At 38.6% G+C, this 19,149-nt stretch carries 21 protein-coding genes; 11 read left to right on the forward strand and 10 right to left on the reverse strand.

All coding sequences use genetic code 11. The features are described 5' to 3' along the window. Positions 1–522 precede the first annotated feature (522 nt). The 8 genes from P20495_RS05290 to P20495_RS05255 all read left to right on the forward strand — a co-directional run bounded on the left by P20495_RS05290 (position 523) and on the right by P20495_RS05255 (position 6,546). On the forward strand, positions 523–1,455 hold the full coding sequence (locus P20495_RS05290; protein ID WP_008137922.1) for a hypothetical protein: 933 nt from the start codon (positions 523–525) through the stop codon (positions 1,453–1,455). A 26-nt stretch (positions 1,456–1,481) separates the two neighbouring features. Further along, positions 1,482–2,381, forward strand: coding sequence for a DUF350 domain-containing protein (locus P20495_RS05285; RefSeq protein WP_008137925.1), 900 nt, complete (start codon positions 1,482–1,484; stop codon positions 2,379–2,381). 3 nt (positions 2,382–2,384) lie between these two features. Next, positions 2,385–4,106 (forward strand): polyamine aminopropyltransferase, encoded by a 1,722-nt coding sequence (locus P20495_RS05280; RefSeq protein ID WP_008137927.1) that lies wholly within the window; start codon positions 2,385–2,387, stop codon positions 4,104–4,106. 78 nt (positions 4,107–4,184) lie between these two features. Then, positions 4,185–4,598 (forward strand): YjfI family protein, encoded by a 414-nt coding sequence (locus tag P20495_RS05275; RefSeq protein ID WP_004335098.1) that lies wholly within the window; start codon positions 4,185–4,187, stop codon positions 4,596–4,598. Positions 4,599–4,622: 24 nt separating this feature from the next. After that, complete coding sequence (locus tag P20495_RS05270) at positions 4,623–5,315, forward strand: PspA/IM30 family protein (protein ID WP_007377917.1); 693 nt, start codon at positions 4,623–4,625, stop codon at positions 5,313–5,315. Between the two features lie 74 nt (positions 5,316–5,389). Beyond that, positions 5,390–6,028, forward strand: coding sequence for a DUF4178 domain-containing protein (locus P20495_RS05265; RefSeq protein ID WP_008137929.1), 639 nt, complete (start codon positions 5,390–5,392; stop codon positions 6,026–6,028). Next, positions 6,025–6,345 carry a hypothetical protein gene (locus P20495_RS05260; protein WP_007377915.1) on the forward strand — a complete coding sequence of 107 codons (321 nt, stop codon included), beginning with the start codon at positions 6,025–6,027 and terminating at the stop codon, positions 6,343–6,345. Before P20495_RS05265 ends, P20495_RS05260 begins: the two co-directional genes overlap by 4 nt. A 15-nt stretch (positions 6,346–6,360) precedes the next feature. Then, entirely contained in the window at positions 6,361–6,546 is a 186-nt protein-coding gene (locus P20495_RS05255) for a hypothetical protein (protein ID WP_007377914.1), read from the forward strand. A gap of 19 nt (positions 6,547–6,565) precedes the next feature. On the opposite strand, the gene P20495_RS05250 is transcribed toward P20495_RS05255, so the two are convergent. The 5 genes from P20495_RS05250 to P20495_RS05230 all read right to left on the reverse strand — a co-directional run bounded on the left by P20495_RS05250 (position 6,566) and on the right by P20495_RS05230 (position 9,627). Beyond that, the gene (locus P20495_RS05250) at positions 6,566–6,970 is read right to left on the reverse strand and encodes a hypothetical protein (RefSeq protein ID WP_007377913.1); all 405 of its coding nucleotides are present in this window, start codon (positions 6,968–6,970) and stop codon (positions 6,566–6,568) included. A gap of 10 nt (positions 6,971–6,980) precedes the next feature. Further along, complete coding sequence (locus P20495_RS05245; protein WP_008137932.1) at positions 6,981–7,502, reverse strand: hypothetical protein; 522 nt, start codon at positions 7,500–7,502, stop codon at positions 6,981–6,983. 84 nt (positions 7,503–7,586) lie between these two features. After that, complete coding sequence (locus tag P20495_RS05240; RefSeq protein WP_008137933.1) at positions 7,587–8,963, reverse strand: lyase family protein; 1,377 nt, start codon at positions 8,961–8,963, stop codon at positions 7,587–7,589. Positions 8,964–8,974: 11 nt separating this feature from the next. Further along, a complete protein-coding gene (locus P20495_RS05235) occupies positions 8,975–9,340 on the reverse strand; it encodes a hypothetical protein (protein WP_232525492.1) in 366 nt (121 codons plus the stop codon). Positions 9,341–9,441: 101 nt separating this feature from the next. After that, positions 9,442–9,627 (reverse strand): hypothetical protein, encoded by a 186-nt coding sequence (locus P20495_RS05230; protein ID WP_007377909.1) that lies wholly within the window; start codon positions 9,625–9,627, stop codon positions 9,442–9,444. Between the two features lie 200 nt (positions 9,628–9,827). Here P20495_RS05230 and P20495_RS05225 point away from each other — a divergent pair, with 200 nt between their 5' ends. Then, entirely contained in the window at positions 9,828–10,418 is a 591-nt protein-coding gene (locus P20495_RS05225) for a DUF938 domain-containing protein (RefSeq protein ID WP_008137937.1), read from the forward strand. Here the strand turns inward: P20495_RS05225 and P20495_RS05220 are convergent. The 4 genes from P20495_RS05220 to P20495_RS05205 form a co-directional block, all read right to left on the reverse strand. Next, positions 10,395–11,534: a GNAT family N-acetyltransferase gene (locus P20495_RS05220; protein ID WP_008137938.1), complete on the reverse strand. Its 1,140-nt coding sequence runs from the start codon at positions 11,532–11,534 to the stop codon at positions 10,395–10,397. The genes P20495_RS05225 and P20495_RS05220 overlap by 24 nt on opposite strands. Positions 11,535–11,540: 6 nt before the next feature. After that, entirely contained in the window at positions 11,541–12,917 is a 1,377-nt protein-coding gene (locus P20495_RS05215; protein WP_008137940.1) for a carboxylesterase, read from the reverse strand. Further along, complete coding sequence (locus P20495_RS05210) at positions 12,907–15,627, reverse strand: ATP-binding protein (protein ID WP_033016194.1); 2,721 nt, start codon at positions 15,625–15,627, stop codon at positions 12,907–12,909. The genes P20495_RS05215 and P20495_RS05210 overlap by 11 nt, the downstream gene beginning before the upstream one ends. 73 nt (positions 15,628–15,700) lie before the next feature. Beyond that, the gene (locus P20495_RS05205; RefSeq protein ID WP_008137945.1) at positions 15,701–16,156 is read right to left on the reverse strand and encodes an Lrp/AsnC family transcriptional regulator; all 456 of its coding nucleotides are present in this window, start codon (positions 16,154–16,156) and stop codon (positions 15,701–15,703) included. Between the two features lie 136 nt (positions 16,157–16,292). On the opposite strand from P20495_RS05205, the gene P20495_RS05200 reads away from it, so the two are divergent. Next, positions 16,293–17,462: a monodechloroaminopyrrolnitrin synthase PrnB family protein gene (locus tag P20495_RS05200; protein WP_008137947.1), complete on the forward strand. Its 1,170-nt coding sequence runs from the start codon at positions 16,293–16,295 to the stop codon at positions 17,460–17,462. Between the two features lies 1 nt (position 17,463). Next, a complete protein-coding gene (locus tag P20495_RS05195; RefSeq protein WP_008137949.1) occupies positions 17,464–18,588 on the forward strand; it encodes an aminotransferase class V-fold PLP-dependent enzyme in 1,125 nt (374 codons plus the stop codon). On the opposite strand, the gene P20495_RS05190 is transcribed toward P20495_RS05195, so the two are convergent. Further along, entirely contained in the window at positions 18,572–19,060 is a 489-nt protein-coding gene (locus P20495_RS05190; RefSeq protein ID WP_008137950.1) for a DUF4124 domain-containing protein, read from the reverse strand. The two genes, P20495_RS05195 and P20495_RS05190, sit on opposite strands and share 17 nt — an antisense overlap. Positions 19,061–19,149: the final 89 nt, after the last annotated feature.

Consider the following 19,149-nt stretch of genomic DNA (forward strand, 5'->3'; position numbering starts at 1 on the left):
AGAGCCCGAATCTAACGATTCGGGCTTTTTTACGTCTGCAGAAAAGTGAAATGCGGATAATTAATGCGTACTTATTCAACAGCTATCACGTAGGGCGAGCGCAGCGACTCCCGACACAAAGTATAGTGTAGCATTTCACTGTGGCTCTCCACCGCTGTGGGTACCATGCCATTCTACTGCGTAGCGCACTGACTTCACATTGTAGAAAGCCCGACTAGAAATAGTCGAGCTTTTTTACGTCTACAGAAAAGTGAAATTCGCGCAATTAACACACGCTCACATCAACACCCATCACGTAGGTCGGATGAGCGCAGCGACTCCCGACACTAAGATCACCGCAAGTACCTTTTTATAAAGAGGTACTTCAATTCGAACCTCATTATATAGCTTCATATTTTCACTAAATCATACACTGATTATAGAGATGCTCGTTTCTTCTCATTTTGTTGCAATTTCATTCTTGGTTTAATAAGTGACCTGTGTAAAACTACCTGAGTTAATTTAGTAAATCAGGTGACATGAATGTCGAATATTAAAGCTTGGAAACTTATAAGCCTGTTTTGTTTGTTCGCAGTGCTTATGGGTTGTCAATCGAAAGAAGAGCAGCTGCAACAAACAATTCAAGAGTCTATTAAAAAGGTAGATACGGAGCTGTCTCAGCTTGGTACTGCACTCGATAATGGAAGTGTACGTAATGCTGTGTTACTTAAAGAATATGGCGAGCTTCTTAAAAAACAACAACCAGAGCTTACAAAAGTTGTTGATGTAATTACCCTTGATGCAACGCGCCAAGGCGCACTTTATAGTGGCTTAACACAGCGACTTAAAGATATTAAAGGAACTTACTTAATTCCTCCTTACGAAGATACGTTACATAGCATTGATTTGTTGCGTGATGCATCTAAACCTACGCTATTTTCTGATGCGTTAACCGATCCTATTAATATGCTAGCTGATATGTCCAAAGGCACTTTAGCGCGTGTAGGCGCAATTAGTAAGCAAGCTGAAGGTGAGGGTGTTGGTAACCAAATGGTAGGTAACCCTAACTATGGTAACTGGCAATCAAATAGTAACGGTATTAGCTTTTGGCAATGGTACGGAATGTACCGTATTTTAGGTGATGTATTTGATCGTGTTGAATATGGAAGCTGGAGTAAGCGCCGAAAGTATAGTTATTACAATGACTATGGCCGTTCGCGTTATTCAAGCCCTAAACAAATTAAAACCCAAAGCGCGCTAGAAACACGCACGCGCCAAACATACCAACGCCAAGGTAAGCAGTTTACAAGCCCTTATGCGAGTAAAAAAACAGGTGCATCCGGTTTAAGCCGTAGTAGTTATACGCCACCAAAAAGCCGCAGTAGTTATTCTCGTTCTAGCAGTTATAGCAATAGCTCAGGATCGGTGCGTGATAGCGGTAGCAGAACCTCTCGTGGCGTGAGCCGTGGTAAGTAAAAGAATAAAGTTGGAGTTAGAATAATATGTATGAATTTAATGGAATAACTATGTGGTCGCTACAAGCATTGGCGATTGATTTTGCAATTATTGTTTTATTATTTGTAAGCCTTAAATATATAAAAGGCTGGGTTTCAAACTTACACGCAAATGATGAAATAACAGAGCGTGATAACTTTGCTTTTGGTATTAGCTTTGCCGCTGGTTTAGTGGCACTGGCGATTGTATTAACAGGTGTAAGTAGTGGTGCTTTTGCTGCAACACTGCAACAAGAAGTACTGCAAATGTTAGCTTACGGCGCATTAGCTATTGTACTTATTAAGTTGGGCCACTTTTTCCAAGATAAAGTAGCGCTTCGTAAAGTAAGCCTGCACAACGAAATAGTTAAAGGTAACGTTACAGCTTCAATAATTGATTTTGGTCATGTTGTTAGCGTTGCTATCGTTATTCGCTCAGCACTTTTATGGGTGGCTACTGATGGCTGGCATGGTCTTCCAATTGTAATTGCCGCCTTTATTATAGGTAGTGTTGTATTACTACTTGTTAGCCAATACCGAGTGCAGTTATTTAAGCGTACAAACAAAAGTGGCGACTGCCTACAACAAGCAATTGTTGATGGTAACTTAGCTGTGGGTATTCGTTATGCTGGATTTTTAATAGGTAGTGCATTAGCTATTACAGCTGCAACGGGTGTTGCGCCATACGCTGCTGATAATATTAATGCGAGTTTACTATACTGGGCTATTAGCGCTGTTGTGAGCCTTGTCGCATTTATTATTTTGCACTTAGTGACAATTAAAATAATTTTATCTGGTTGCGATATTTCCGATGAAGTTAATCGTCAAAAAAATGTAGGTGTAGCTACTATTTCTGCAGCAGTATCATTTGCTGTAGGTATCACTATGGCAACCTTACTAGGCGCATAATCAGTGTCATCAACCAACACTCCCCCAAGTAAGTCTCGCTTACTTGGGCACGATATATTACTAATTACTGTTATGGCCGTGCTTGCTGGATGCGGCCTTATTTATGAATACTTACTGTCTCATTATGCGGGCCGTGTACTTGGCTCAGTAGAAAGCGCTATTTACGCCATGATTGGTACTATGATTGTAGCAATGGGCTTAGGCGCTTTTTTAGCGCGCTGGTTTAAAGATGCATTTACCGCTTTTGCTTGGCTAGAAAGCATTATTGCTTTGGTTGGCATGGGCTGCATTTTAGCGATAGCGGGTGTAATAGCTGTAAGTTACTCTCTTCCTCATTTATTTTCGAGCATTTTTAATTTACCCCCTGATGTTGTACTTAATGGTTACGTATTTCAAAAGCTACAAGAGTGGTCACGTTTTCTACCTTATGTTTTTGGTTTAATACTGGGCTTATTTATTGGTATGGAAATACCGCTTATAGCGCGTATTCGTCAGCACGTTTATGGCCGTTTTTTAGAAAACAACGCAGGGACTATTTATGGTGCCGATTATATTGGTGCTGGTATTGGTGCCGCCATTTGGGTAAGCATCATGCTCTCAATGCCTATAATGCAAGCTGCGGCGTGGACGGCGTTATTTAATATCATCGCAGGACTCGCGTTTTTATGGCGTTACCATACCCATGTGCGCTTTGCTAAGGCACTTTTAGTTTGCCATATAGTACTATTGGCATTGTTTGGCTTTATTTTAGTATTTGGCAGTAGCTGGATGAACAATCTAAGTAATGTTTTATACAAAGATAAAGTAATTTATTCGCAAGCAACCAAATACCAGCACGTAGTTTTAACCGAAAGATTAAGCAAAAACCAACCTCAGCCAATCACCGATTTATATTTAAATGGGCGTTTGCAGTTCTCAAGTATTGATGAGCAAATATATCATTCAATGCTGGTTTACCCTGCAATGCTTGCCTCTAACAGACACGACCGTGTATTAATAATTGGTGGTGGTGACGGACTAGCGCTTAGAGATGTTTTAAAATGGCCTGTAAGCGAAGTAACGCTAATAGATTTAGACGCGCAACTACTCAATTTATTTGGTCATAAAGACGATGACTTTACGCCGCCAGAACATATCAATAAGCGATTACTACAACTAAACAATAAATCGATGCAAGACTCGCGAGCCAACATAATTGTGGGTGATGCATTTTTAGAAGTTGAAAAGCTGCTTGATCAATCTAAGCAGTTCGACACCATCTTAATTGATTTACCGGACCCAAATCACCCTGATCTAAATAAAATGTACAGTGACTATTTTTATAATCATGTACGTCAGTTATTAGCACCCGATGGCGCAATGGCGGTTCAATCAACCTCACCTTATCACGCTAAAAAAGCGTTTTTAAGCATTGCAAAAACAGTTAAAGCGGCTGGATTTGAGTATGTTGAGCAATATCAGCAAAACATACCTTCGTTTGGGCAGTGGGGCTGGACTATAGCCACTAAAATGGGGCAGTCGGCCAGTGGTCGTATTAATGATGCGACGGCTATGCCTGTGCCATCAAGGTGGATTAGTAAAGAATATTTATTGGCAAGTTTTGTATTTCCTAACCACTACTTTGAACAAGTTAAAAGTATTGAGGTCAATAGGTTAGGCTCTGGTCAATTATATGATTACTACCGAACTGCATGGAAAATAGAAAGCGAATTGTATAAAAATTAAAAAACATGGTTGACATAATATGTCGGCCGTGAGAATCTTAACTCAGACATAATATGTCAAACGACAAAAGGCAGAGACATGGAATTAAATGAACTTTCAATAAAATTAGCTTCTTTTGAAACTGAAGGCGCTAACTTTGAGTCTTTCTTGATTGCCAACCCTGGCGAGCAAGATGTTTTACAAGTCATTGTTGATGGAAATGATGAACTTCCAATTTTTGTTACACAAACGCAAGAGCAGTTGTTATGTATTAGCTACTTGTTTGACGAAGATGAAGTTAAGAGTGAATTACGCAACGAATTAAACGAAACATTACTACGTTTAAACGTGCCAATTCCACTGAGTGCATTTGCTAAAATCGATAACAAATACGCGATTTTTGGTGCACTGTCGGTAAATTCATCATTAGATGACGTTACCCACGAACTAGTGACATTAGCCGATAACGCTATCGATGCACTAGAAGCCGTGACCTTGTATTTAAACGATTAATAGCTAGTTAGTGGAGTTAAGATTATGAGTATTTTAAAAAAATTATTTACAGCAGTACGTGGCGGCGCTCGTGAAGCAGGCGAAGCAATTGTAGACAAAAATGGTATCCGTATTTTTGAGCAAGAAATTGCAGACGCGCAAAATGCACTTCACCGTGCTAAAAAAAGCCTTACTGAAGTAATGGCTAAAGAAATGCAAACTAAGCGTAAAATTAGCGCTGTAGATGCATCAATCGCTGAACATGAAGCGTATGCAGGCCAAGCTCTTGAAAAGGGCAACGAAGCGTTAGCATTAGAAATTGCAGAAAAAATTGGTGACTTTGAAGCTGAAAAAGCTGAAAACGAGCAAGTATTATCTGGCTTTAGCAATCACATTGTTACGCTTAAGCAGCAAGTTAAAGATGCTGAAAAATCGATTAAAGAAAATCAGCGCCAGCTTACAATGGTTAAAACCACTGAAAGCGTACAGCAAGCAACAATGGCTGTTAACAGCACGCTTAATACAAACAGCTCGTCTATGACATCGGCTCGTCAATCACTTGAACGCATTAAACAGCGTCAACAAGATCGTAGCGACCAGCTAGGTGCTGCAAAACAACTTGAGTCAGACGTAAATGGCGATGACTTAAAAGCAAAAATGGCTGAAGCAGGCATTGGTGACACAAGTCCAAAAAGCGCTGATATTTTAGCTCGCATCAAAGCGAAGCAAAATAGCTAACCATTACGTTTATACTTTAAAAAGGTAACCGAGTTTTTCTCAGTTACCTTTTTTGCTTAGAAGGCAGCCTTCCTATGTTTAATTTTTTCAAATCTAAAAAAGAGCCAGAACGTCAACTTAATCATCCGAGCGAGCTTAAAAAAGGCGACATGTTTAGCGTTATCGACTCATTTGCTTATCCGGCATGGTTAAAAGGTGAAACGCTACGTGTTACTGGTATTCAGACTTACCAATATCAGCACAGTAGCGATACTGAATTTGTACTTGAGACAAACAGTGGTCAAGTTGTATTTTTACAAATTGAGCAAGATGACGGCGAGCAGTGGGCTAACTTTTCTATTAAAATTCAGCGAAACGAAGTTGAGGAGATATTTGGCCTTGATGAGTTTGCGCGTATTTTTGATGAAGAGTCGTTAACCCACATTACAGTGCAAAATACACCAGAGCGCTTTATGCAGTTTTTAGCTAAAAGCTATCAACAAAGCGAGTCGCCTTATGTGTGTTATTTCCATAATAAAGATTACCGCAACCAAACTTTGCCTCGTTATGAGCAAGAAGGTGGTGAGCCATGTGAAATGATTTGCTTAGCGTCAGATAATGAAGGTTTTGGTTTAAATATCGAAATTTGGGATGGCGGCGAAACCGAAGTATCGCTAACGCTCATGCGTCCAATGTCAGACATTGTAGACTTGTTTCCCGGAGATGCTAAGTGAGTGATGCTAAAGACAAGTGGTTACGTCAGGAACAAGCTGTACGTGCCACGCAAATGGCATTTGATCTAAGCAGCGAAGTTCAAAAGCTGATAAAAAAGCAAGCTATTGATCAAGAGCTAACGCCGTCAGATATGATCCGTAAAATACTTGGCTTAGATGTAAAATCTAAAAAAACGCGTCAACGTTTATCGTTTAATTTAAATGATGATGAAATTGCGCAACTAGCCAGTCGCTTTGATGTCTCAAGTGATGATAAGCGAGCCGTAAAACAACAAGTAGCTGACTTACTAATTGCTCACACTAAAAAAACTAAGTAGTTACACTAGATTATTATGAATATTATTTTAATTGCTTACTTAATTATTTTTGCGTTGTTTGGTACAGCGGCGAGTTATTTTGTACGTTTTATTTATGCGTATTGGGTGCTTAAAACAATGCCCATGAAGTACATTATAAAAGCAGGTATTTGCGTGATACTGGTGGTAGTAATTTCAGCGTTAATTCCGTATTTAAGTTAACGCTGAAATTAAGTTTGATTTACTTTATATCAAACGACTGACATTGCTGATTAATACACAGCGATTGTACTTCAAGTACAGGGGAGCAATCGGTTAAGCCTTGTGCTGCATTTTTTATTTTTTCTTGCTTTGTTATGAGTTGCGCAATATTTTCAGCTTTTTCTTGCGGGGTGTTAAGTGTTGAGTAAACAACATATTTACTCGGTCCACCGCATGCGCGGGCGCCAACTTCAAGCACTTTGCACTGAAAGCTAGCGGTGCAGCTATTATCACTCACCATGTCATTCAGCTCATAGTTTAAGTCAGACAAGTTTTTACTTTGTTCATTGCTTGACGTTATAGTGCTAGCACAACCACTTAGTAATAAAATGCTGCTAGCAACGCTTAAAATTGATAGTTTAATTGCCGATGATAAACAACTCATAACGTTATCCTTAAAATGCACTTACCGCTGAGCCTTCAAGTTTAACACATTTATTTTCAACACACTGCGTGCTTGGCGTTGTTAAATGCTGACAAATACTCATCATCCCTTTTTGTGCATTATAGTTACTTTCAAGCTTTGTAACTTTATCACTTAAGGCTGTTACTTGCTCTTCAGACACTGATTTTGTTGAATACACAATAAAACTACTCGGTCCACCACATGCGCGGCTACCCACTGCATTTACCCTGCATTGCGTGCTTGTATCACATTGCGTGTCTGCAATAAGTGTATTTAACTCGGTTTTAGCTGCTCTGATATCTTCTATTGAAACTTCTTTTAAATCGGCTTTCGGGATTTTTTCAGCAACTGATTTGTTTTGTGTTTTAGTATTCTCTTGTAATTTTTGAAGTACTGGCTTTGATGTTTCAGTTTCAGAGGTGACTGTTACTTGATCTGTTTCAGCTGGTGTTTTATCTAAGCATGCAGTTAAACAAAGAGGTAAAAGTATGGCTAACAATGGGGTACGCATAATAAACCTTGATAGTGATGAAATATTCATCACTATCATACACTGTGCATTTTTTACGGCAATAAAAACTATATAATCAAGTAATTAAAGTCCGCCCTGCGTTAGTTTGGTGGGATTAAGTAGCTTTTCGAGTTCACTGCGTGGTAAATCAGTTTCCTGTTCAGCTACATCAATAATAGGGCGGGCTTCTTTATAAGCCTGCTTTGCTATTTTTGCTGCTTTTTCATAACCGATCACCGGATTAAGTGCCGTCACTAAAATTGGATTTTTAGCGAGCGCTTTATCTATATTAGGCTGATTTACCTTAAAGCTGGCAATGGCTTTATCACCCAATGCCTGCGCGCTATTGGCAAGTAATTCTATGCTTTGTAAAATATTATACGCAATGACTGGCAGCATAACATTTAGCTCAAAATTACCCGCTTGGCCTGCTACGGTAATCGTGGCGTCGTTGCCAATAACTTGTGCGCTTACCATGGCTGCGGCTTCTGGTATTACTGGGTTTACCTTACCTGGCATAATAGACGAGCCCGGTTGAAGTGCTTCAAGCTCTATTTCACCTAAGCCCGCAAGTGGTCCTGAATTCATCCAGCGTAGGTCATTCGCTATTTTCATTTGTGCTACAGCGAGTACTTTTAATTGCCCCGAAAGCGCGACGATGGCGTCTTGTGAACCTATATTATAAAAAAAGTTACTACTAGGCGTAAATCTAATGCCTACATTGGCACTCAGATTTTCTGCAAATTTGGCTGCAAACTTAGGGTCTGCATTTATTCCTGTTCCAACAGCTGTACCGCCTTGTGCAAGTTCGCATACACGCTCTAAGCTATGTCTAATTCCTGCTGCGGCATGATTAACTTGTGACTGCCATGCACTGAGTGTTTGATCAAACGTTACAGGCATTGCATCCATTAAATGCGTACGGCCCGTTTTAACTATATGGCCTACTTCAGCTTTTTTCTTTTCTAGGCTTTGCGATAAATTTTCAAGCGAAGGAAGTAATTCGTACACTACATTTATTGCGCTACTGAGTGCGATAGCAGTAGGTACTACATCGTTAGAGCTTTGCCCCATGTTTACATCATCATTAGGGTGAATGCTTTCATTGCCTATCCGGCTAGCAAGCGTTGCAATAACTTCATTGGCATTCATATTTGAGCTTGTGCCCGAACCTGTTTGAAAAATATCAACGGGAAAATGCTCAACATGTTCACCATCAATAATACTTTGGCAAGCTTGCTCAATTGCATCGGCTTTAGCTTTGCTTAAATGGCCTAGCTCACAGTTACTTTGTGCAGCGGCTTGTTTTATATAAGCCAGTGCAGTTATAAATTGCTTTGGCATAGGTAAGCCACTAATGGCAAAATTATTAACTGCTCGTTGTGTTTGCGCCTGATAGAGCGCATCAGTAGGTACTTGTAGCTCGCCCATGCTGTCTGATTCTGTTCTAAAGTTGCTCATAAGTGTGCTCCTTAAAAAGGGTTGAATTCGTGGCTAAGAATACGAGCTTCACGCTCCAGTATTAAAAATTGTGCAGTATTGTTATGCACTTTATAAAACCGTTTCAATGCTAATAATGGTTTGTATAACTGCTCTAAACATTGCTTACGAATAGCATTATGGATAAGAGGGTCGCACATTTTGTTCATAATTTCATGGTGTGTGCGCCTAAGATAAAACTCTTGAAGCAAAGGATTTCGCTGTTGTTCAAAGTTTTTGGCGACGTTTAGGGCGGTTTCTATGTAATCGGCAACGAGCATGGGTGCATGCAGGCCGGGTCTTAAGCAATGGCAAGAGAGTTCTTGATGGTAACGATGCTGTGCATGATTTGAAGACATAAAAAAACCGACTCAAGTTAACGATAATAGTTATCATTACATTTAATCGGTTTCAGTGTAAACAGTTATTATTAAAATTATTTGCGATATTAATTTGAGTTTTAATTGTAGCCAAGAATAAATATCTGATCTGTTTCATGTTTTGTTATCGCCTTTTGATTATGTTTAGGATGCGAAAGTAAATCGATTACTGTAGCTCTCATATCAACGGCATAACTATGATCGTCGGTGGTTTTTTCAATTATAGCAACAGCTGCATCTACAGCTGTATAAGAGGGAGTATGCATAATATTTTCCTATTAATTAAATCATAAATTAACCCAAGTAAGGGTTAATATAACTAAAGCATAATACATACCACTGCCTTAAATTAGTTGTAGTGTTATGAATTTAATAGTCTTTATAAATACTCGATACAATTTTAGTTACCCAAAATTAGCAATTTGCGATATTGTTGTGCAATATGCTTCTCATTTGGTGCAAAGTAATGGCTAAACCTTTCTCACAAGCTTGCGAAAATAACAAAAAGCCTATTTTAAAAGTGCTTACTCAGGTACTTAATAAAACGAAAGTATTGCTTGAAATAGGCTCAGGAACCGGCCAGCATAGTGTGTTTTTTGCAGAACAATTACTACATTTACAATGGCATACAAGTGATCGCGCTATAAACCACGAAGGGATTAATTTATGGCACCACGAAGCTAATTTAACTAATTTACATGCACCACTTGAGCTTGATTTAAATAATGAGTGGCCAATAGATAAGGTTGACGCTATTTATACTGCAAACACATTTCATATTGTAAGTTGGCAATTAGTTGAACGTTTTTTTGACGGTGTTAAACGTCACTTAAATAGCGACGGTATGTTGTGTATTTATGGGCCATTCAAATACCAAGATGAATTTACCAGCCCAAGTAATGATGACTTTAGTGCCTTTTTAACAGAGCGCGATCCGTTAAGTGGAATAAGAGATTTTGAAGCAGTTGAACAACTAGCTAAGCAAGCAGGGCTTACGCTTATTAGCGATACTGCCATGCCTGCAAATAATCAGTTACTCGTTTTTAAACGGCAGTAATGAGCTACATTGCTCTTTATATATATCAATATGGCCGCGTTCACGCTTTAAGTAGTCGCTTATTGCATTACTGAAATCGCCATCAACAATATGGTGAGCAGAGTAGGTAAGTACGGGTTCAAATCCGCGTGCTATTTTGTGCTCACCTTGTGCACCCGAATGAAAACAGTTGAGTTTATATTTTATTGCAAACTCAATACCTTGGTAATAACACAACTCAAAGTGAAGCGAATCTACTTCCTCACTTGCTCCCCAGTAGCGCCCATACAGCGTATTTTTACCTACTAAACTGAGTGTTGCAGCAATCACGTTATCGTCTCTTTTGGCCAGCATAATAACGAGATTATTAGCCATTAAGGCATGTAAAAGCGTAAAAAACTCCATATTTAAATAGCCCAAATGACCAGAACGCTTTAAGTAGGTACGCTGATAAAACTCACAAAACAATTGCATTATCTCGGGCGTAATTTGCGTTCCTTGCAGCCATTCAATATCAATATTTTGTTGCGCTATTTTAGCTCGCTCTTTTTTAAGTGACTTACGTTTTCGTGAGCTAAGTATTTGCAAAAAGTCGTCAAAGGTTTCAAAACCTTTATTAAACCACTGAAATTGCACACCCACTCTTAACATGGCGTGTTGCTCAGTTAATGAAGTCGCTTGGGCTTGGTCGCAAAAATTAACATGCCAACCCGACCACTTTTGCTCAGCACTGTGTATGCTAAGTTGCTCTGTAATATACTGATACACCGCATTTGGGTTAGCGTGCTCGATAGCAATACGCTTACCTTCAATAGGGCTAAAGGGAATGCCAGATAGCCACTTGGGATAATATTCTAAACCGTGTTTTTCGTATGCCTCAGCCCATGCCCAGTCAAATACATACTCGCCGTATGAATGACTTTTTAAATACCCAGGTGCAAGTGCAACGAGCGTATCACTTTCAAAAATAGCGAGGTGATGGGGCTGCCAACCACTTTTTTGTGTTACGCATTGGCTTTGTTCAAGGGCATATAAAAAAGCATGTTGAGTAAATGGTTCATCACCAAATAAACGTTGCCACTGCGCCTGATCAATCTCATTAATACTGCTAAACCATTGGTGCGAAAACGTTCCCATGACTACTTACCTTGTAGTTGTTCTAAGCTGTTCTACATTTTTAATAAACGTACTAATTTGCATTTTAAGCTCGGTAAAATGAGGATTATAAGTTAAGCGTTGTAAAGCCGGATAGTGTTTTAAGTTGGCGCTTGTACGCTCTCCTAGTTGTGGATTTGTTGTTGTTTTACATGTTTTGTACAGGGACTCATCGTTAATAAAGCTGCCACAATTACGATAGGTTGCGTTAATTCCATAATGTGGATTTTGCGGTGAGTTAACAACAGCAATATGCGACATACCATGAACTTTTTTACACTGAGGCGTTGTGCACTGCGGATTATTTACTGTGTAGTCACTAGCAAAGTCTGGCGGTAAAATATCAGTGCTTCCATAAAGTACTAAAGTATCGAGCGGCTTATATTTTACTGAATTACCTTTGTGTAACGCACTTAATAATTTTAGCGTGGCACGCGTATCTATCGTGGTATCAATGTCGGAAAGTACACTAAAAATAGGCAATTTAAGTGCAGGGCGTTTGTTTAAACTACTTACGCTTGCAAGTGACATTGCATCGTATGAAGCGGCAGCTGCATTTAAAGGAAATGATTCATACTTAGCAAAGTCTACATCGGCGTCTTTATCTATCCAATTAATAAAGGGTATGGCATCAATCCACTTTGCTATCCAGCCGTACTTATTATGCGGCTCAGAGCCGGGAGAATAAAGCATAAGCGCTTTAATTTTAGGCGAAACAGTGTGTTTGGTTGCGTAATCAATAAGTAACGCTGCACCGGTAGAGTAACCTGCAAGTATCACCTCATCAAAGTCTTGCATCGATCGCTCAACTCCGTACTTGATTGCCTGTTGCCACTGGCTAACCTCTACATTGAGTAAAGCACTTGCGGCACTTCCATGCCCTGGTAATAATATAGTACGCACGGTATAGCCTTGCTGATAATACACTTGTGCTAAATCGTGATACGTAAAGGGTGAGTCAGTTAACCCGTGGATTAATAGTGCAACTTTATTACTGCTTGGATGCGTAAGCTCAAAAGGGGCAATAATATCTACAATAGTAGGGTCTGATTTTCGCGTACCTTGTGTCACTAATTGCTGATACGTTTGTGTAATAACGGGGCATGGCATATTTGCACGGGGATTGGCTTTATTTATATGTTTATACGCATAATCTAAGTAATGATTGAATGGTAAAAGGGCGTGGTAATTAAAACGCTGGTGATTGTGCTCATTTTCAAAGCGTAATAAGCCTTGTTGCTTACTTTTTGTTATAAATTTGAAGTCGCTCGCCTGCGATATACAATTTTGAGCGACAACAATATGCGAAAAAACACTTAAAATAAAACCAAAAAATATGTTTAAAATTAAACCACTATTGTTCATTAACTTCTGCATATTGGACAAGACACTCGGTTAGCTTACTGAGTTCAAGCGGTTTTGCAAGATGCTGGTTAAATCCAACGGCTTGTGCATGTGCTTTATCCTCTGGCATAACGTCGGCGGTTAAAGCAATGATAGGGAGCTCTTCGTCTGTTTTAAATTGCCTGATCAGTGCCGTGGCTCTATAGCCATCCATTATGGGCATTTGGCAATCCATAAGCACTAAGTCAAAATGTTGTTCTTTTACAATGTTGACCGCCAGCTCACCATTTTCAACAATGTGCGGCACAATACCTAGCGACCCAAGCATTGCTTTAATGACCATTTGATTTACAGGATTATCCTCTGCAACAAGAATACTTAAAGATGCAGCATTGGTATTTGCAGTCGTTATGGTTGGGAGTTCTTCTGGCTCTGTTGTTTCTAGCTGTATCTCAAATGTGAAAGTAGATCCCTGCTCTAATTCACTTTGCAACGTTATTTGGGCGTTCATTAATTGGCTCAGCTCTCTAGCGATGGTTAAACCAAGGCCAGTCCCTCCAAACTGCCGTGAAGTAGAGCTATCGGCCTGAGTAAACGCATTAAACAGTTTGTTATGTTGGTTTGATTTAATGCCCATACCAGTATCAACAACGTTAATTGTTATTTTTACTTCATTGGTAGATACAAACTCGGTATCGATATTTAGTGTAACGCTGCCTTTTTTTGTAAATTTAATAGCATTACTGCATAAGTTAAGCAGTATTTGCTCTATCCGCATAGAATCGCCAATAAACCATGTGTCGGCTGGTAATTTACAGTTAATTTTCCAATCAAGGCCTTTATTTATAGCGCTTTGTTCAAACATGGTATTAATACGCTGTACAAGTGCATTTAAATCAAATGGGATATATTCAAGAACTAAGCGTTGTGATTCTATTTTTGATATATCGAGAATATCGTTTATTAGATTTAACAAGCTTTTTGAAGATGAGTTTATTTTATCCAAATAGCCAATGAGTGTATTTGCGTTATCTTCTTTACGCGCCAGAGACGAAAAGCCAATTACAGCATTTAACGGCGTACGTATTTCATGACTCATATTCGCTAAAAACTGACTTTTAGCTTGGTTAGCTAAATCAGATTGCTTTTTAGCTTGTACTAGAGAGTAAGTGCGCTCAGCTACTTGGCGAGTCAGCGCAATTTGCTGCTGATTAAATAGTAGCAATACCATCAAAATTAATGAGCATACGGCCACTTGGAGTATAAGTAATAATAAAGTGAGTTGGCTATTGTGCTGTGATAAAAACTTTTCTTTTAGTGATAGTTTTACAACCCATTGTTGCCCACCAAAGTCGACATTGAATGACATTGGGCGACTGCCTTGTGCTTGGTCGAGGTTCTTTGAGTAATTAGTATAAAATGGAGGCTCGTTTATATCTTCATAAATACCAATCGAGAACATGTCTGATTGTTGCTCAGAAATAGCTTGTTCAATCATACTGCGCACTAAAAACACACCAGTGGCATAGCCTTTAATTTTTTCTCCACTCATACTTTGAGAGTACACAGGCGCAAATAATAAATAAGCTGGGCTTGGCTCTTTGGTTTGCACCAGTTGGATTATTTTAGTGCTAATAGGTAAATATTTAATGGCAGGGTTGAGTAATGATGCTTTTCTATCTGAATTTGAAAAGACATTAAATCCAATCGCTTTTTGATTACCGTTAAAAGGTGCAATATATTTAACAATAACGAGAGGGTCATTATCCTCAAGTGGTTTACCTACGATATCAATATCTAAATGATAAATATTTGAGATTTCTTCAGTAAAAGCATTGCGCTGATCTTGGTCTATTTTTACATTCCACGATAAAGCTTTAATAAATGAATGTTGTTTGAGTAGTTGGCTTGCATAAGAATAAAAGTCTTGCTGATTTAATTTCGATGATGATTGGACTTGGCTCGCTAAACTTTGCACGGCAATAATACTGCGATTTGTGTACCTATATAAGCTATTTTCTATAACGTGAACTTCACGCTCAGCAATTTTAATCGTATTGATACGATTTTCTCGGTCATACAATTGAGTTGTAACGGCAACCGAGACAAATAAAACTGAACATACTGCAAGAGTCGGTAATACAGATATATTATATTGATTCGACTTTTGTGGTAGCAGAGACAGTAACAATGGAGTGGCAATTAAAACGCCTAAAGTATCGCCAAGCCACCAGTAAGTAACATTTCTCCAGTGATTATCAATACTGTAAACAGGGTTGAATTCACTCAGTGCAAATACACCACAATTAGCCGAAATTAAGCTCACTAAAATGGCTACTACAACAATAAAATAAATGATATTTTTGCGTTTTTTAAAGCGTAACGGATGGCCCAACCAAAATTTTAAAAGCGCCGCACCTACCATTGCCTGTATTACAACACCAAAAGAGATGTACATCGCCTCATTAAATGAGTTGCCAATGAGTACCATTTCATGGACTGAGTTATTAAAAACATTAAGATTAAAAGCTATAGAAGCTATAAATAATGGCAGAATAAATCGCCACCACCATATATAACATCCCACTAAAGCAATACCGGCGGGTAACCAAATAGGAATTATTTGTGAGTTAAAAGCAAGTTTAGTGAGTGCAATGCCGACTAAGAAGTATGCAAAGGCAAAAATTATGTAAAAAATAAAAGAGTGATATTTTGAGTTAAAATTTTTCACATAAGGTCCAAGCGATTATTATTCTCATTTTTTAAATATCAGTATAGCTAACAGTAAGTTATTTGCGGAATTTTTATAATGGTAACTGCTTTTTGCTAAATGACTGCTTTAACACGACAGTTGATTCTATATTAGCAATGCAACTTAAACCACCTAATTGATGTTTTACAAATCTCTCATAGCTCTCAAGATCGTGTGCAATAATTTTTAATAGATAATCATAGCTTCCTGATATTACACAACACTCTAATACATGTGGTAATTTTTCTACATGGTGTTCAAATTGCTCAGCAGCACTTACCGAGTTTTGGCTTAGCCTCACAAACGCATACACCAGCACATTAAGGTTAAGTGCTTTAGGATTTATAGCTGCGTGGTAGCCGGTAATAATGTTTTCTTGTTCGAGCTTTTTTATACGCCTTAAGCAAGGTGTATCAGACAAATTAATGCTGCTAGCCAAGTCTGAAACTGACATGCGGGCTTGGCTTTGCAGTGCGATGAGTAATTGCTGATCTTTTCTATCTAACATCGTTATCGGCTTTCATTAATTATCTTTATATTTGTAGTGATTATTGCTAAATATTATGGTTTTTACTATTTTTTTTGGCGTTTTACTCTCATTAAACTCTGTTAGCATTTAATTATAAAAATAATAGAGCACAACAATGAACACACATACCGCTATTTTCGATCAATGGATACGAACAGGATTTGTCACTTTAAATAGTGAACTTGAGCAGCTCTATTGGCAACAAACAGATAAAGCAAATGTAGAAGGAATAGGTGAGGCCTTAAAGCAACAGTTAGAAAAAGAAGGCAACGCATTAATTAGCAATTTATTAGCCGAGGGAAACACAGATCAAGGCTTTGATAGTGCTTTTGACTTACTCGGTAACGTAGGATTATTTATGGCGGCGTGTAGGCGCCATGAAATTACTGAGCCAAGCAGAGAAACTACTTCCCCGCTAATTGAAGCCTCAGCGCTTGCTATGCATATAGGCGCATCCATTGGCGTAACCCCTCGTTTTGCTACCGCCCACTTAACTTCTCATAACAAAGCACTTAACGGTATTTATAAACGATTTACTAATTTACCTGATGAAAAGCTATTTATTGATTACAACACTCAAGGTATTTTGGCCTATAAACGTGCAAGTGATGCTTTATTAAAAATATTGCCGTTAGGTATTTCACACCCCTTGTGTGGTGAGTTATTAAAAGTAGCTAAACAAGCGCTTATAGATGTAACTGAGTCAAATAATGCACTTTATTCTGAGCTCGATACAGATCGCTTTTTTAACTGCGTTCGCCCTTATTATAAACCGTACCGTGTAGGTAAAGAGGTTTACAGAGGTGCAAATGCTGGTGACTTTGCAGGTATTAACGTGATTGATATGTTACTAGGGCTTTGTAGCGCAAATGAACCTAGTTACTCGCAAATGCTGGTGGATAAGTTTTTATATATGATGCCGGAGGATCAACAAATCCTACGAGAAGCCATGCGTATGCAAAGCTTTATGGATGACTTTTTACAAGCAGAGCAATATAAAAATACAGATTGGTTTAAAAATCACGCAACGTTATTTATTCAAGTGTGTAAATTACATGGCGACACCGCAGTCGGTCATCATAATCAATTGGTTGAAAAATTTATTGCTCAGCCTTCAAAAAATATGCAACAGCAGCATATGAGCAAGGTAACAGCAAGTGGTCCGCCGCTTCATGTATTACTTGATTCGCTCGAAAAATTAAGAGATAGGCGAGCTAGTGCCAAACGCGATGATATAAAAACACGTTTTGGCGATCTAAATACACTTAAAGAATGGGTTAAATAGCATGCTTAAAAATGATTTTTGTATGGCAGATGGCTGTTATTTATTAAACCACTCGGTAGGGCGTCCTCTTAAAAATACACAGCAATATTTAGCACAGCACTACTTTTTACCGTGGGAGAGCTCAAATAAAGAACCTTGGCAACAATGGCTGCCCTCAGTTGAGCAATTTACTACCGCGCTTGGTAAGTTATTTAATGCGCCTAGTTCGCAGTTTTGTCCTCAGGTTAATTTATCAAGTGGCTTAACAAAGTTGCTTATGTCGCACCCTCGATTACAGCAAAAAAATTGTAAAGTGCTTATGGCGCAAAGTGATTTTCCGAGCATGGGTTTTGCAATGCAAAAAGCGTTGCCAGAGTGCGCACAAATTATGTTTATACCAGAGCACGAAAACCTAACTGATATTAGTGTTTGGCAACGTTATATAACTTGCGATATCGATTTAGTTTTTATAAGTCATGTATATTCAAATACGGGTGTACAGGCGCCGGTATACGATATTGTAGCTATAAGTAAATTAACTAATAGTCTGTCAATAGTTGATGTCGCTCAGTCAGCGGGTGTTATACCGCTTGATTTAAGCATACTCGATGCTGACTTTATGATTGGCTCGAGCGTCAAATGGTTATGTGGTGGCCCAGGTGCAGCTTATTTATGGGTTAGCAAAAACCAAATAAAGTTCTGTGAGCCTAAAGATGTGGGGTGGTTTTCGCATCAAAATCCATTTGAGTTCGATATTAATAATTTTGAATATAACAGCAGTGCGCTTAAGTTTTGGGGTGGAACACCTTCTGTAGCGCCTTATATTATCGCTGCAAATAGCATTAATTACTTTGCAGAGCTAACTGCTCACAAGGTAAGGGTGCATAATTTAGCTATGCTTACGCTTATTCATGAGCAACTAGCTGAATATGTTGCATCACCTATGGGTAGTGATAAATGCAGCGGGACTGTTATTTTATTTTTTAATAAGCAGCAAGACTATTTACTTACAGAGCTTAATAAAGCGAAAGTCAGTGTAGATGCTCGTAAATTTGGGATACGAGTATCGCCACATATTTATAATACCCGAGAAGACGTTGAGCAGTTTATTTCGATAGTAAAACGAGCACTTAAGGGTTTTGGCTAAGCTGCTGCTGTCTTTGTTTTAATGACTCTATTTTTTGCTGCATTTGATTAATTGATGCGTCGTAAGCTTGCTTTAACGAATTTGTTTTAGTTGCGATAGCATCAGCAATAGACGAAGCGCCTAAACGATTGGCTTTATCTTGAGTCATGTAATCTATCTGCTGTTTTTTAGCTGCGTATTCTTTTTGGCTTTGAGCAATAGATAGCTCAAGACGCTTTATTTCACGCTCTATTTGTTGAACCTCTAAGTAGTCATCCACAGAGGTGTCGCTAATACCTTTATAGGGCGTAGAGCTTTTATATGCTTCAATTACGTTTATATCTTTAAGAGTAATAACTTGTGCATCTTTAGCGCAAGGCGTTTGGCTAAAGGTAGTAACGCCCTTAATTACACACTTATACACTGTTGTACTTTGTGCCAAGGTCAAAAATGGAACTGCCGCGCAAACTGATAGCAATATGAATTGGATCATAGCTAAACCTAAAGTGGCTAAAGTTGTGTTAATAATGCCCGAAGTTATTACAAGGCACAATTTGTTTAGTTTTTATAAATTTCAGGTAC

The organism is Pseudoalteromonas sp. BSi20495 (assembly GCF_000241185.1).
Taxonomy (GTDB): Bacteria; Pseudomonadota; Gammaproteobacteria; order Enterobacterales; family Alteromonadaceae; genus Pseudoalteromonas; species Pseudoalteromonas fuliginea.